15 protein-coding genes are annotated in these 13,956 nt (G+C 53.8%); 5 read left to right on the forward strand and 10 right to left on the reverse strand.

The genetic code is table 11. The features are described from left to right. Window positions 1-244 precede the first annotated feature (244 nt). The 5 genes from CCALI_RS11125 to CCALI_RS11145 all read right to left on the reverse strand — a co-directional run bounded on the left by CCALI_RS11125 (window position 245) and on the right by CCALI_RS11145 (window position 5,383). On the reverse strand, window positions 245-1,270 hold the full coding sequence (locus CCALI_RS11125) for a LacI family DNA-binding transcriptional regulator (protein WP_016483583.1): 1,026 nt from the start codon (window positions 1,268-1,270) through the stop codon (window positions 245-247). Further along, entirely contained in the window at window positions 1,267-1,734 is a 468-nt protein-coding gene (locus CCALI_RS16830; protein WP_016483584.1) for a CRTAC1 family protein, read from the reverse strand. The genes CCALI_RS11125 and CCALI_RS16830 overlap by 4 nt, the downstream gene beginning before the upstream one ends. 129 nt (window positions 1,735-1,863) lie before the next feature. Beyond that, window positions 1,864-3,258: a tetratricopeptide repeat protein gene (locus CCALI_RS11135; protein ID WP_155850542.1), complete on the reverse strand. Its 1,395-nt coding sequence runs from the start codon at window positions 3,256-3,258 to the stop codon at window positions 1,864-1,866. After that, a complete protein-coding gene (locus CCALI_RS11140) occupies window positions 3,156-4,211 on the reverse strand; it encodes a hypothetical protein (protein WP_016483586.1) in 1,056 nt (351 codons plus the stop codon). Before CCALI_RS11140 ends, CCALI_RS11135 begins: the two co-directional genes overlap by 103 nt. Before the next feature lie 152 nt (window positions 4,212-4,363). Next, window positions 4,364-5,383 (reverse strand): Domain of unknown function (DUF4380), encoded by a 1,020-nt coding sequence (locus CCALI_RS11145; protein WP_016483587.1) that lies wholly within the window; start codon window positions 5,381-5,383, stop codon window positions 4,364-4,366. A gap of 309 nt (window positions 5,384-5,692) precedes the next feature. On the opposite strand from CCALI_RS11145, the gene CCALI_RS11150 reads away from it, so the two are divergent. The 3 genes from CCALI_RS11150 to panC are packed head-to-tail and all read left to right on the forward strand — an operon-like array spanning window position 5,693 to window position 8,264. Continuing rightward, a complete protein-coding gene (locus CCALI_RS11150) occupies window positions 5,693-6,538 on the forward strand; it encodes a RecB family exonuclease (protein WP_016483588.1) in 846 nt (281 codons plus the stop codon). 8 nt (window positions 6,539-6,546) lie between these two features. Further along, window positions 6,547-7,362: a 3-methyl-2-oxobutanoate hydroxymethyltransferase gene (gene panB / locus CCALI_RS11155; protein WP_016483589.1), complete on the forward strand. Its 816-nt coding sequence runs from the start codon at window positions 6,547-6,549 to the stop codon at window positions 7,360-7,362. A 2-nt stretch (window positions 7,363-7,364) separates the two neighbouring features. Next, window positions 7,365-8,264, forward strand: a complete 900-nt coding sequence (gene panC / locus CCALI_RS11160; protein WP_016483590.1) for a pantoate--beta-alanine ligase — start codon at window positions 7,365-7,367, stop codon at window positions 8,262-8,264. Here the strand turns inward: panC and CCALI_RS11165 are convergent. The 3 genes from CCALI_RS11165 to CCALI_RS11175 all read right to left on the reverse strand — a co-directional run bounded on the left by CCALI_RS11165 (window position 8,227) and on the right by CCALI_RS11175 (window position 10,215). Continuing rightward, window positions 8,227-8,694: an arsenate reductase ArsC gene (locus tag CCALI_RS11165; protein ID WP_016483591.1), complete on the reverse strand. Its 468-nt coding sequence runs from the start codon at window positions 8,692-8,694 to the stop codon at window positions 8,227-8,229. The genes panC and CCALI_RS11165 overlap by 38 nt on opposite strands. Then, window positions 8,691-9,815, reverse strand: a complete 1,125-nt coding sequence (gene arsB / locus CCALI_RS11170) for an ACR3 family arsenite efflux transporter (protein ID WP_016483592.1) — start codon at window positions 9,813-9,815, stop codon at window positions 8,691-8,693. Before arsB ends, CCALI_RS11165 begins: the two co-directional genes overlap by 4 nt. 79 nt (window positions 9,816-9,894) lie before the next feature. Continuing rightward, a complete protein-coding gene (locus tag CCALI_RS11175; RefSeq protein WP_016483593.1) occupies window positions 9,895-10,215 on the reverse strand; it encodes an ArsR/SmtB family transcription factor in 321 nt (106 codons plus the stop codon). Window positions 10,216-10,359: 144 nt separating this feature from the next. On the opposite strand from CCALI_RS11175, the gene gatC reads away from it, so the two are divergent. Continuing rightward, the gene (gatC, locus tag CCALI_RS11180) at window positions 10,360-10,653 is read left to right on the forward strand and encodes an Asp-tRNA(Asn)/Glu-tRNA(Gln) amidotransferase subunit GatC (RefSeq protein WP_016483594.1); all 294 of its coding nucleotides are present in this window, start codon (window positions 10,360-10,362) and stop codon (window positions 10,651-10,653) included. A 3-nt stretch (window positions 10,654-10,656) separates the two neighbouring features. Next, complete coding sequence (gene gatA, locus CCALI_RS11185) at window positions 10,657-12,123, forward strand: Asp-tRNA(Asn)/Glu-tRNA(Gln) amidotransferase subunit GatA (RefSeq protein ID WP_016483595.1); 1,467 nt, start codon at window positions 10,657-10,659, stop codon at window positions 12,121-12,123. A 3-nt stretch (window positions 12,124-12,126) separates the two neighbouring features. On the opposite strand, the gene CCALI_RS15370 is transcribed toward gatA, so the two are convergent. After that, window positions 12,127-13,137, reverse strand: coding sequence for a YcjF family protein (locus CCALI_RS15370; RefSeq protein ID WP_016483596.1), 1,011 nt, complete (start codon window positions 13,135-13,137; stop codon window positions 12,127-12,129). 22 nt (window positions 13,138-13,159) lie between these two features. Then, window positions 13,160-13,942, reverse strand: a complete 783-nt coding sequence (locus tag CCALI_RS11195) for an outer membrane lipoprotein-sorting protein (RefSeq protein ID WP_016483597.1) — start codon at window positions 13,940-13,942, stop codon at window positions 13,160-13,162. Window positions 13,943-13,956: the final 14 nt, after the last annotated feature.

Here is a 13,956-nt window from a genome sequence, read left to right on the forward strand (position 1 = left end):
GACCCTCCTCTGACACACTGAAAGACAGTGCTTAGCAATCCAACAAACTATTTGCAATCCAACAAACTATTTATAGGAACGTAAAAAGCCGCGATAAGTTTCTTCTATATGCTGCCGTAAGTCTAGCTTTTTACGTAGCGCCAACTTACTTGTAGATGAGATTATTATAACAGAGTGATTAGTGGTTGTCAACGAAGTTTTTGGGCTTTAAAATAGTGGGAAGTAGGTTGTTGAGGTTGTTTCTTTAACCCCATCCTCCCACGGTGCTAGCACGAACGTCGAGACGCATAGGGAAGCGACGAATTCGTTCAGAGGGCAGTTGACCGTTGATGATGGCAACAAGCATCTCCACAGCAGTGGCTGCTATCTCATCAAGAGGCTGCCATAGCGAGCTGATAGGAGGGTGAGCGGTAGCGCTGATCTCGGTGGAGTTAATGGTAATGACGGCGATATCTTCTGGGATGTGCAGCCCTTGAGCGACGGCGGATTCGACAAAGTTACGCCCAATATATTCCGAGTCGATCAGCAAAGCATCAGGAAAGAAAGGCAGCTGTTTCAGAGCATCTATCCACGCCGTGGGAGTATGGTCGCCCATTGAAGGCCAATCTGCAACAAGCAGTTCGATCTCCGGATGCTGCTGGGCAAAGCGAACCGCGCTCTGCGTACGCTCTTTTGTCCAAGAGCTTGCCGTTTGCGGAATCGCGCAGAAGATGCGTTTGCGTCCGATAGAGAGAAAGTGCTCTAGCGCCATTTGAACGCCGCCTTCGTTATCGCAATCTACCGCGAAGCAGGCTGGATGGTCTACATGATAGGAGATGCAGACGATGGGGAAGCCGTTTTCGAGAAGGGCAAAGGTTAGCGGGTCGGCGCCCTCACGACCGATGAGGATAGCTCCATCGGCTAATCCACTTTGGATATCGGCTGCTTGCGATTGCCAATCTGGGAAGTGAGCCGAGTGAAGCACCATGTTGTAGTCATATCGTGGGAGGCTTGCGAGAATGCTAGAGAGTATCGGGCTATGGTAAGCCGACTGATAGACAAGGCTATCGGGCGTGTTGAGGATAACCCCAATCCGTTGGGTTTTGCCTGTCGCCAAGGCGCGTGCAGCGGCATGAGGACGATAGCCAATGCGGAGCGCTACCTCACGCACATGTCGTTTGGTGGCTTCCGGAATGGAGTGAGCTCGGCCGTTAAAAACCAAAGAGACCGTTGTTGGCGACACACCCGCCACTTCCGCCACGTCCTGAATGCGCACACGTTGCTTTTTCATGAAAGCCTTCCCTCTCCTCTAATCTTACCCTCTATCAAAGAGACAATACGGTTGGTCGGTATCTGTTTGTGGACATCTATCTGCCCACTCGGCCAGTACACCTCGATGTCCACTACCTTCGCTGTACCCACACCGCAATGAACCCTTTTGTCCGAAGCCGACATGTAGGAACCATCCGTCTGGCACAGGCGTAGATAGCGCTTCCCTTCCTCCGTCTTTACCCACACCAGAGCCCCCAGCCCATCGCGATTGCTGCGTGTGCCCTGCAAACGGCACTGCACCCAGTTACCTACAGCGGGGGTTTCGTTGTGGAGGAGCAGAGGAGCTCCTTCGGCATCTACTACAAGCACGTCCAGTCGGCCGTCGTTATCGTAATCGCCGATGGCCAGCCCACGTCCTACAATGGGCTTCAGCAGATCGGGGCCGGCCTGTGCCGTTATCTCACGAAATAGAGTTCCCTCCACGTTATGGAACAGTTGTGTCGGCTGGCGGTAGGTAGTACCGTTAGAAAATAAGTAAACCGCTTTACTTTATTCTATCTTCTCCTCGAGATTGGTTGTGCTATGCCATAAGATGCAATACCCTCTCGCCTCCTAGTCACGATAGGGCGGCAGAGAGGCGTTTGGTAGCAGGGCTGTTGCCTCCGCTTCATAGGCCGCCGCACGCCGTCTATCTCCTGCAGGACCTAGAAGACCCCAGTTCCCCTCAGCGGCCAGGGAGAGCAGTATCAGGCCACCAAGCTTCTGTGGGGTATCGTAGTCGATGGTTGTGAAAGCGCGACCGCTCTTTTCTGCATACTGGGCAAAACTGTCGCGAGCCTGCTGAACGTGCTCAAGGCGATAGTAGGCGAGCGAGAGATAGAGCGAAACCATGGGGTTCTGAGGCTCGAGTTGCTGGCTCTCTTTTAGGGACTGTAGGGCATCGGCGGCTTTGCCTCTCTCAAGCTGGATTTGCCCCATCTTGAGATAGATCTCTGCAGCTACCAATCGGCGTAAGGCCTCAGAGATCCCCTGGACAACCTGATCTTTCTGAGCAAGCACGGAATAGAGCAACTTCGTGTCTGGAAGGCTCCCACCGAGCGCGAACTGGAAAGACATGTCATTTTGCAGCTCTGTCTGAAAGTCCAGAGCGTTAAGGTGTGCAAGGGCGTTTTGATAGAGCTGGAGCGCGATTGCGAGATCTCCGTTGTCATCGGCTCCTTGACCAACTCGGACAAGATCGAGCCCAAAGTTCTGTAGATGGTTCAAGGCCCCGATCAGGGATCCGAATTCCGATCGCGTTATTGGGAAACAGACATCGTAAAGGGATTGGCGAGTGACGCGCTGGCTCCACTGGGGCAACTGTGGATAGTATGGGCTTATCCGCCAAGAGAGCCGGCTATGGGGCAAGAGCGACCAGCGGTTATTGTGGCGGACGGCGTGTGCCTGCCACTGCCAGGTGATCTCTTGGATGGGGATAGGGCATCCTCCCAACGGTTGAAAGAGCAGATAGTCATGGAAGGTATCATTAACCTCTATCTCGGCGATATTGGAGGCCTTTGGTGGAGGCGCTATACTTGGAGCGTCGAAAAACGGGTAGGGCAGGCCTATGGCCATAGGTAATAGAGTGCCATTGGGAAATAGAATTTGATCGTCTAACGCCTTATCGGGGCCGGGCACGGGGGAGATCAGATGGTTTGCTAAAATATATCGCCGTTTGGGTTGGATGATCTGGCAGATGGAAAGGCTGGGAAAAACACCACTCTCTGGTTGCGAGAAGGGAACAGGGCCATCGAGACCATAGACCAAGAAAATGCCATAGGTGCCTAGTACTCCCGTATTGTCAAGAACCGTGGTGGTATTGTTGGCGGCGTCGTGGAGCACCCAGGCGGAGAATGGGGTTGTTATTACGGGATGGAGCACCACAAAGTCGGAGCTGGTGATCGTGAGATGATGAAACCCGCCTTTGGGAAGCGAATCGGGAGGCAGGGGAATATCGCAAGTGCACACCAGCTGGTTATGGCGGCTTGGGGTGGGGGATAGAAATGAAGCTCTTTGGCGGTGAGATCTTTCCGTTCAAGGGGAATATAGCGGGCGACAGAATGGTATGCGGAAGCAAAATCGATGTCCCAAGCCTTGAAGGGATGGCAGTCTCCATCTATCTTCCACTGCAGATTTTGAGGGGTCAGATCGTCGGCCGTAATGGAGGCCTTAATCCCTTCTCCTACCATGAACTCGGTACCTTCAGGGGTTTCAGGCCACCCTTCAAGCTTCATCTGTATAGGGGTAACGAACGCCTGAAAGACAATATGGATAAACCCACCTCCTTCAAGATCGGTTCGCACGCTTGGTAGAACAACTTTTGGAGAGATCGACACGGAAAAATGGGATGCGGGATGTGCGATCAGCAAGCAGTTGGCCCCACCTATCTCATAAATTGCGTTTTTAGGTCTCTGCATCTTTATTTTAAGGGGCAGGCCTAGACCGCTGTCCATAGTGAGTTTAAGGGGTTGAGTGTTCCAGTTGACGAAGCCGGTTAGGTAAAAGCGCCTTCTCACAATGGCGTAGGCTGGTGGAGGTTCGTGACGATCGGGCACCCATGTAAACGTTGCTGTCAACGGCCCGTCAAGCTCGGAAGAGATAGAGAATCCTGCTTTGGAGCTGAAGTACGACATCTCCGCCTTATAGCCGGGGAGCGGGATCCCGTTATCGTTTGACGGTGTGGAATTTAAGGCGGTTTGCATTGGGGTAATTTTTATCTGTTGGTTGTTGTCGCGGACAGTCGTCGTGACGATCTGACCGCCACTATATGAAACGACGTAGTGTCCTGCAAACGCTGTTGGTGCTTCAAAACAGACGAGCATAAGCGACGTTTGTAAGATGAGCAAGAGGGTCGGCTTTCGGCAAACGATAGGTGCTTGGTAGCATATCCCGGTTTTAAACCATCTTGTAAAGAACTGCATCTCTGTCCCTCCCGCAAAGGAGAATCTTAACTTTTAGACGTTTTGATGGTATGTGGGGTTATATTTCTTAACCGTTTTTGTAGTCTACTGGTTTCAAAAGCGGGACGGCCGCGGTCTGTAGATGATATAAGACCACGGCCGCAAGGAGGAGATTATTTTGTGGCGGCGGGGGCTGTCTCTTCAAGGATGGGCTGGAGAGCGGCGGCGATGCCGGCCTCTCCGGTGCCGAGGTCTACATTCTTAAAGAGCCACCATTGCTCCGTGTGGGTAATGGTGCCACCTGGCGGCACGGTTTCCAGAGGCCCCAGGGTCTCTAGCTCAAGGAAGACGTTGTTGGTGAAGCTTTCGACGTTGCAGCCGAAGTCGGGGTAGGTTTGATCGTCGTGATAGTTGAAGCGTTTGAGGAAGAGGTTGCCGTTACGGTAGTAGGCGGCCCACCCTTGATGGTCGCCGATACCGATTTTTTGGGGGGCCGAACGGTTGGGATCTTGGGTGAGGGTAATAAACTGTTTGCCCCACATCCAACGAGGATCCGACATATCGGTGTATTTCCAAAGAGTTAGCGGGCGCGCTGGGCTGATATCGGCATCGTGTGAGACATAGGGCTCCTGAGGGAAGATGGCTTTTCCTCCGGCATTCATCGCAGTGAGCGCCCAGCAGGCCATCTGAACCGGAAAAAGCCCTTTGTTGGTGAGGCGGTGCACCACGGTGACGTGGCTCCCTTGAGGATCGAGGGTCACCCATATCTCTTTCTGGATGTTGGTTACCTCTTCTACTGGCTCGATGAGCTTTACCGTATTGCCGTCAATCTCGGCTTGTATCGGGTTGTTGTCGGGAACGTAGGAGCGCGGAATGGCTTCTGGTGCATGCCAAAGACGATGGCCACCTCGAATATACCAGTCGCCCAGCTCGGTCCTAAGGGTCACACCGGGGATAGTCGCAAACATATTGCCGTCGTCGCCGCTGCCCACGAAGGCATAGCGCATAATGCGCGGGCCGTAGTCGGTCGTTAGAATCAGCTCAACGGTGCCGTTGCTGATGCGAATATTGTGCGGAGTGCCAAGATAGGGCACATCGCGTTCGATCTTTACCTGGGCTTCCGCCGCACTGCCCGCACCGATGACAAACAGAGCCAGCAGAAGCCAAGTGCTTGATGGAATGTGAAATGTCATGCAGAGGCCTCCAATAGTAGAGTGAAGCGTTCTCCTATTTCTCTCTCTCTCCAACCGATTCCTGCTTTTTGGAGAAATAACGTTTGGTCTATTCACTCTTAAGCTCAGAGGTGAAGGCTTCCTCTACGAAGAGGTAGAGCATCTCTTGAGATCACCCCAATTCCCGCGGAGGTAGAGCTTTGCAGGTGGGATGAACTCCATCAAGCTGCGAGCGAGCACTTTTCGTGAGGTTCCAAGTTGCGGTAAAATAGCGCATAGCGTGGGGCACCGTTCCCTGGGCTTTTGATGCAGAGAAGGAAGCTATCATCTATGCGCACAGTTCAAACAACAGATGGATCGGAGAGTGCAAAACGCAAACCCATCTTTAGCCCCACGCGAATCGCGACCTACCTGGAGTGTGCTGTAAAGTACCGTTATATCTATCTGGATCGTATCGGTAGATTTTACCAACGTCCCCGTGCTTCCTATAGCTTTGGCACCACGCTGCACCTCGTTTTACGCCAGTTTCACGAGCAAGGCGCATCACTGACCTCTGAGGAGCTGGTGCAGTCGCTACGGCAAAACTGGGTGCAGGCCGGCTACACCGACGCGGCAGAGGAGGCGCAGCATCTGGCGATGGGCGAGCAGATCGTTGCTGCGTACCGACAAGAGATAACCCAGCGTAGTGAGCCGCGTGAGCTTTTTGCGACCGAGAAGACGCTCTCTTACGATATGGGCCGCTATATTCTTCAAGGGCGAGTGGATCGGATTGACCGCCATCCGGACGGCACTTTAGAGATCATTGATTATAAAAGCGGGCTTACCACGGTTACCCCAGAGGACGTGGCCTCTAGCCTTGCGATGTGTTGCTATCAACTGCTGGTAAAGCGGCTTTATCCCCAAGCTCCGGTTTGTGCGACTATCTATTGCCTGCGCACAGGGGAGGCAGCTACGGTAGCCCTTAGTGATGACGCGCTTGAAGAGTTCGCCAAAGACCTTGATAGAATCGTAGAACAGATATTGCAGACCGATTTCACGGAGGTTTACCCCAAACGTATTCCTCTTTGTGATACGTGCGACTTTCTGTTGCGCTGCACCCGGTTTTGGCAGCAATCGAAGAGGCGAGAGGATGTTTGTGAGGAGGAACCTCCTCCTCACAATGCGGAGTCGGAGTAGATAAGAGGATGCAGAGCAAAGAGAGGCGTGGGCGAATTACAGTGCCGGAGCTGCGCGCTAGGAAAGCGCAGAACGAGAAAATCGTGATGGTAACGGCCTACGATTACCCCTCCGCCTTGTTGGCTGAGCGGGCCGAGGTGGATGTTGTTCTCGTTGGGGATTCGGTGGGAATGACCATGCTTGGCTTTGCCGATGTCCTCCCGGTTACCTTGGAGATGATGCTGCACCATGTTCAAGCTGTCCGGCGTGGCCTTCATCGGGCGTTATTACTTGCCGACATGCCATTTGGTTCGTATCAAATAGGAGAGGAGGAGGCCATGCGAAGCGCTATTCGTCTGCTGAAGGAGGGAGGAGCGCAGGCGGTTAAGCTTGAGGGAGGTGCGTTGATCGCAGGGTTAATAAAAAAACTAACCGGTGCGGGCATCCCGGTTATGGGGCATATCGGCTTAACTCCCCAATCGGTGCATCTGTTAGGAGGGCATCGGCTGCAAGGGCGTGAGCCGGAGGCTCCGGAGAGAATGGTAGCGGATGCGAAGGCGCTTGAGGAAGCAGGTGCCTTTGGTGTAGTGTTAGAGATGATCCCTGCCGATCTTGCGGCCAAGATCACCGCTTCGATCTCGATACCTACCATAGGAATTGGAGCCGGCCCCGCCTGCGACGGGCAGGTGTTGGTTTGGCACGATCTTCTGGCCATTCCGCCAGGACGTCCCTTCCGCCATGTAAAGCAATACGCCAACATCGGAGAACAGATCGAGAGCGCTTTGCGCAGTTATGCCGAAGAAGTTCGTAGAGGAGTTTTTCCTTCAAAGGAGCAAAGTTTATAAAGATGCGCTTGTTTCATCAAATTGCTGAGTTACGTACCTATTTACATAGCTTGCGACAAGAAGAAAAATCGGTTGGGTTTGTGCCCACCATGGGGGCCCTGCATGAGGGGCATCTCTCCCTGTTTCGACGAGCAAAGGCCGACTGCGATATCGCTGTGGCCTCCATCTTCGTAAACCCTACCCAGTTCGGCCCAAACGAGGATTTTCAGTCCTACCCACGAACCCTGCAACAAGACCTCCAACTAGCCACAACCGTTGGGCTAGATGCGGTGTTCGCCCCCGATGTCGAAGAGATGTATCCGGCAGGTTTTCAGACCAAAGTGGAAGTCGAACACCTCAGCCGTCCTCTTGAGGGCATCCACCGACCCGGCCACTTTGCTGGAGTCGCCACGGTGGTGACGAAACTGCTGAACATCGTACAGCCCGACCGAGCCTATTTCGGACAGAAGGACTATCAGCAGGCGGTTATTATAGAACGCATGGTTCGTGACCTCAATATCCCGACTGAGGTCGTGGTGCTGCCAACGGTGCGCGAACCCGATGGTCTTGCCCTCTCCTCACGCAATGCCTATCTTTCCCCAGAGGAGCGGCAAAAAGCAACGGTGTTGTTCCGTGCTCTGCTGCTTGCCCAGCAAGCTCTCTGCGGGGGCGAACGCAATGCAGAGAAGATCCGAAAAGAGATGGAGGCCTTTCTGGGGCTGGAGCCTTCTGCATGGGTGGACTATGTGGCCATCGTGAACCCGGAAACTTTGGAGTCTGTTAAAACCATTGGAGAACAGGATACCGTCTTGGTGGCGTTAGCTGTGCGCATTGGCACCACACGACTCATAGATAACATGCTGCTGACCGCTCAGGGAGCCTCTCTCACCCCGATGCAGCTGCGTCGTGGGGAGAAGGGTTAGGGGAGTCTGTGGGTTCTGCGGTTTTAAGGAGCTCCTCTTCGATATATTGCCGCAGCCTATCCCGCACCAGGCGGTAAAGATCTCGTTGCTCCTCTTCGGAGCCGGTGGCTCTCGAAGGGTCGGGCAACGACCAATGGAAGCGCCGTTTGGCGTTCGGAAAGCTAGGGCAGGCCTCCGCGGCTGCATCGCAGACGGTGATCACAAAATCAAACGGTTCAGACAGGTAGCGTTCTAACGTCTTTGAGGTCTGCCCAGAGATGTCTATGCCGATCTCTTTCATCACTTCGATAGCGAGAGGGCGCACAAAGGTCGCCTCTGTGCCGGCGCTATAGGCCTCGAAACGCTCGCCTGCCAAGGCGCGTAGTAGCCCTTCGGCCATTTGGGAACGTGCCGAGTTGTGTGTGCAGAGAAAGAGCACTTTCTGTTTCATCTTTCCTCCTCTAACAGGATATTTTGGTCTGTAAGGGAATGACAGCATCCTATCGCATCGCCAGACGGCACGGTAGCCGAGCCTGCTGAAATGTCTCCGAAATAACAACGTTGCAAAAAGAGGGCGACATGCACGAGCCCGAGCATAACAGGAACCTCGATGAGAGGACCGATAACGGCTGTAAAAGCCTCTGGTGAGCCGATGCCAAAAAGCGATATGGCCACCGCTATGGCCAACTCGAAGTTATTGCTAGCCGCCGTGAAGGCGATCGTGGTCGTTTGCGCATAGGGAGCTCCTATCCCCTTTCCCATCGCAAAGCTAACCAGAAACATAAGGACAAAATAGAGGAGTAGAGGAATCGCTACATGAAGCACTTCGGCGGGATCATGCAGAATAGCTTTTCCCTTAATACTGAACATAATCCCTATTGTACCTAGCAAGGCAACGAGCGTTAACGGTTGGATACTGGGCAAGAACCGTTCGACATACCACGTAGAACCGCGCTTAGAGATGAGAACAAAGCGCGTTAGAAGGGCGGCTATGAAGGGAACCCCCAAATAGAGGCTCACACTTGAAGCAATCGCCGTTATTGCAACATGAATTCGACTTGCTCTGACTCCAAACAGCGGGGGCAGCAGAGTTAGAAAGAACCAAGCGTAGAGGCCATAGAACAGCACTTGGAACACACTGTTGAAAGCGACTAGCCCCGCTGCGTACTCTGTATTCCCTTCGGCCAACTCATTCCAAACCAGTACCATGGCAATGCAACGTGCCAACCCAATGAGCACCAGGCCCGCCAGAAAGTCGGGAGAGTGATGGAAAAAGAGCAGCGCTAACATGAACATCAGCAGAGGGCCGATTGCCCAGTTCTGCACGAGGGAAAGTACCAGTATTTTTCTGCTGGAAAAGACGATAGGTAGCGCCTCGTAGTTTACCCTGGTTAAAGGTGGGTAGATCATCAAAATCAAACCTATTGCAATTGGCACATTGATCGTGCCTATCTGAAACCGGCCAATCCAGGTAGAGAATGCAGGCCACAGGGCGCTGATGCCCAGCCCTAGGAGCATGGCGAGGCCAATCCATACGGTTAGCCAGCGGTCTCTTATGGAGATTCGTTTCAAGAAACGTCTTCCTTTCTTTTCTTAGTGTTTTCTGTTTTTATCGTCTATCGTCGAAAAACGATAAAATCAATGTAAAAAATTAGGGTAGTTCTGCCACGAGCGCTTTGAACTCGGCCAATGTCTCTTGATGGAGCCAGTAGCAGGTTCGAGGGCCTTCGATCTCCCCCTGAATCCAGCCGGCCTCTTTGAGAATTTTGAGGTGCTGGCTCACGGTGGACTGGGCGAGAGGAAGCTGTTTGACGATATCGCCACAAAAACAGGTGGGAACCGTTGCAAGAAACTGCAGGATTTGAAGACGTGCCGGATGCCCTAGCGCCTTGCAAAGTTTTGCCAATCGTAGACGTTGTTGCAGCCTCGCTTCCGAGATCGTTTCGGGAGCTGCATCGGCCTGACACTCCATTCACATCACCTCGTTTATCGCCCTTTTACGATAGATTATACCCTAGCAGCGGTGCTTCACGTCGTGTCTCCAAGAACATATCCTTCTATCCGTGCTATAATCAATTCCACGTAGAAGAAATTTAGGGGGAGCTGAGGAACCGATATGGCTTTAACTCCGGAAGAGGTGCGAAAGGTGGCGCTTTTGGCGCGCCTGGAGCTCACCGACGAAGAGGTTTTACAACAAGCCCAGAACATTAACAACCTGTTGCAGCAGTTCGAAAAACTTCAGCAGCTCGACCTTGAAGGGGTCGAACCGACATCGCATTCTATCCCTGTCTACAACGTTTTACGCCCTGACCAAGTCATGCCATCTATGTCACGTGAGGAGCTATTGGCCAACGCGCCTGAGGCGCGTGAGGGCTACTTTGTGGTTCCTCGCATTGTGGAGGACGCGTAAGCCATGTCCGAACGGCATTTTTGGTCTGTGGCGGCCATGCGCACGGCTCTTGCCAAAGGCGAGGTAAGCGCTCAGGAGCTGGCCACCCTGTTTCTGGAGCGCATTGAGGCCCTAGACCCCCATATTCAGGCCTATCTCACCGTGACCCCGGAGGAGGCGCTCGCTCAGGCGAAGGCGGTAGATGAGAAGCGTGCCCGTAAGGAGCCGCTCCATCCGTTAGCTGGCATCCCGATCGCGCTAAAGGATAACCTCTGCACGCGTGGAATTCGCACGACCGCCGCCTCGAAAATTCTTTACAATTTTGTGCCGCCCTACGATGCCACCGTGGTAGCCCGTCTTCGTGAAATCGGGATGGTCTTTTTGGGCAAGACGAATTTGGACGAGTTCGCCATGGGTTCCTCCACTGAGAACTCTGGTTTTCGGCCGACTCGCAATCCATGGGACCTGGAGCGCGTGCCAGGAGGCTCTTCTGGCGGCTCTGCGGCCGCGGTGGCAGCGGCAGAGGCTCCACTCGCTCTCGGTTCCGATACAGGGGGCTCCATCCGCCAGCCAGCGGCGCTCTGCGGTATTGTCGGTATGAAACCGACCTATGGGCGGGTAAGCCGCTATGGGCTTATCGCCTACGCCTCCTCGCTCGACCAGATAGGCCCCTTTGCGCGCACGGTGGCCGATTGCGCCCTCTTGCTGCAGGCTATTAGCGGCCATGATCCCCTCGATTCCACATGTCTTAACCTGGAGGTTCCCGACTATGTGGGGGCGCTGACTGGGGAGATAAAGGGGTTACGGCTGGGCGTGCCGAAGGAGTATTTTGGGGTGGGCGTGCAGCCTGAGGTATCTGCTGCGGTGCAGCAGGCCATTGAGGTGCTCGCCAATTTAGGAGCTGTTGTAGAGGAGTGCAGCCTTCCCACCACCGACTACGCTCTGGCCGCCTACTACATCATTGCCCCAGCGGAGTGCAGCAGCAACCTGGCACGTTTTGATGGGGTGCGTTATGGTTTACGTTCGAAAGAGTGGGTCGGCCATATCGGGCTCACCGAGAAAACGCGCGACGAGGGGTTTGGCACCGAGGTAAAGCAGCGCATCGTTGTGGGAACCTATGCGCTCTCCGCAGGCTACTATGATGCTTACTATCGTCGTGCCCAACAGACGCGAACCCTGATACGTCGCGATTTCGACCGTGCCTTCGAGCGTTTTGATGCGCTTGTTACGCCGACCTCTCCTACTCCTGCTTTCCGCATAGGGGAGAAGGCAGATCCGTTGGAGATGAAGCTGGCTGACGTGTGCACCATTCCAGTGAATATGGCGGGGCTTCCCGGCCTATCGGTGCCCTGCGGTTTCGTGAACGGGTTACCGGTGGGTTTACAGCTTATCGGAAAGCCTTTTGACGAAACCACGCTTTTGCGCATCGGCCATGCCTACGAACAGGCTACCGGTTGGCATCGGCACCATCCAAAGATCGCAGAGAATTAGCGTTTAGCGGGCGCTCTCTTCCACCGTTTCCGGAGTTTCCGCGCGCTCTATGGTTTCTATAGGGAGCGGCTCTGAAGGTGAAGGGAGCGCCTTACGAGCTTTTTGAGGTGTAAGCCCACGTAGCTTCTGTTTTGCGGCGGTAAAGGCTTCCCGATACAGCTGTCGGATCTGTGCTGCGCTCATACGGCGTCCGGTTTCGTAGTAGAACTGCATGGCCCGCCCCGCGGTGATCGTTCCTGCGTAGGCGATAGCGGCGCGTGAAACAAACCCAAAAACTGGCACGAGGCCAACCAACTCACGGGCGATGGCGCGCCATCCAAAGGCGTTGCCGAGCAGCGGCGCCAGCTCGGCCAGGCGGCTTTGAAAATCCACCTCTAGCCCATAAATGGCGGCCAAGCGCATCGTCATCATCACCTGATTTTTGGTGAGGACCACGATGTCGCTGAAGGCAGCTCCGGGAATGCCGATAGCTCCTAACAGAGGCACCTGCTCCACAAGGCCGGAGAGCATGGCGAACTCGGCATTGACCAGGGCGGTCTGTTGGATGATTTTTCGGGCTACTAGGGGGCGGAAGGAAGGAAAACTGCGAGCTAAAGCAAGAGCAAGATCGGGTTTGTCCTCTAGAATACGCGCCAATGTGTTGGCCCAGCCGCCTAGCTCGGAAACGCTATAGATAGGGGCACCTTCTGGCGCCCCTTCACGAGAATCTGTGAGGGCGATGATGACGTCGTGATAGTCGGGTGCATGAGGAAAACCGTCTTCTTCTGCAAAGGAGTTATAAACAGAGAGGGAAGTAGCCCCTGGGACCACGCGAGAGGCGGTAGGAGAGGGCATGGAGTCGTCGGAAGGAAGACAGTGGAGTGCGCGGATGATCGGCTCGCGTGATTCTGCTGGTCCAACGATGCCAAGATGAATCGGCCGTTGTGCCTCACGCGCTATTTCCGCTGCGCTTACACTCTTTACGATCTCCCAAAAGCTTTTCGGCCCTGGAAGCTTCACACCCGCACATTCCATGTTTCTCTCCTTGTGAACACGCCTACTTAAAAAGGCTGTCCGGCATGGGGATATTCACCTTAATGTCTCTATAAGTGGTGGCCCCTGCCAGCACCCCTTGATTATCGTCTACCTCTATCTCGGTGGGCATGTACAGTTCTGATGTTATCTTTTTGATGTTCTTATAGTACCAAATAGAGAGAAGTTTTCCCTCTTGGCTATACTCCTCACGTTTTAGAGTAACATGTGTTTTGGGGTCTATCCATACAAGCCGAAAAGAGGTGTCGAGGTTTTTATCGCGGTAGCTAATACGGAAGACAGCACAGGGAATCCCTTTAAACGGACGCACTCCCTGAAACTCAGCTTCGGTGTAGGAGAGATAGTATGGGGAGATGAGCCCCATGTCCAAGAGGGTTTTACGTTTCCCAGGGCTCTTGCCAAGGTCACGCACATCTTTAAACCCTATACTCAGCCGCACGATCTGTGTGGTGCCGTTGATAATAAACACGCCCGATTGGGCGCCAAAACGGCCATCTAGGCGAAACATGTCGGGTTCTTTGTAGCGAACAAGCAAATCACCCTGGGCTTTTTGCATCCACTCGTAGATCAAGCCAAAGTCCTTGTTGATACGTCGCCCCGCTTCTGCGTTGTAACGTAAGAGGTGAATATAGGCCTGGAAGTCCTGCAGGTCTTTCACCACATAGCTTTGAATGTCGGGGCTAATGGCATCGGCTAGAGCCTGCGATGGGTGATAGCAAGATAACACTGTGAGCCCTATCGCTGAGGTTAAAAACGCTCTCCGAGCAGGGTCATACGCGAAAGGCACCTTCTTTCTTCTCC

It is taken from the genome of Chthonomonas calidirosea T49 (assembly GCF_000427095.1).
Lineage (GTDB): Bacteria > Armatimonadota > Chthonomonadetes > Chthonomonadales > Chthonomonadaceae > Chthonomonas > Chthonomonas calidirosea.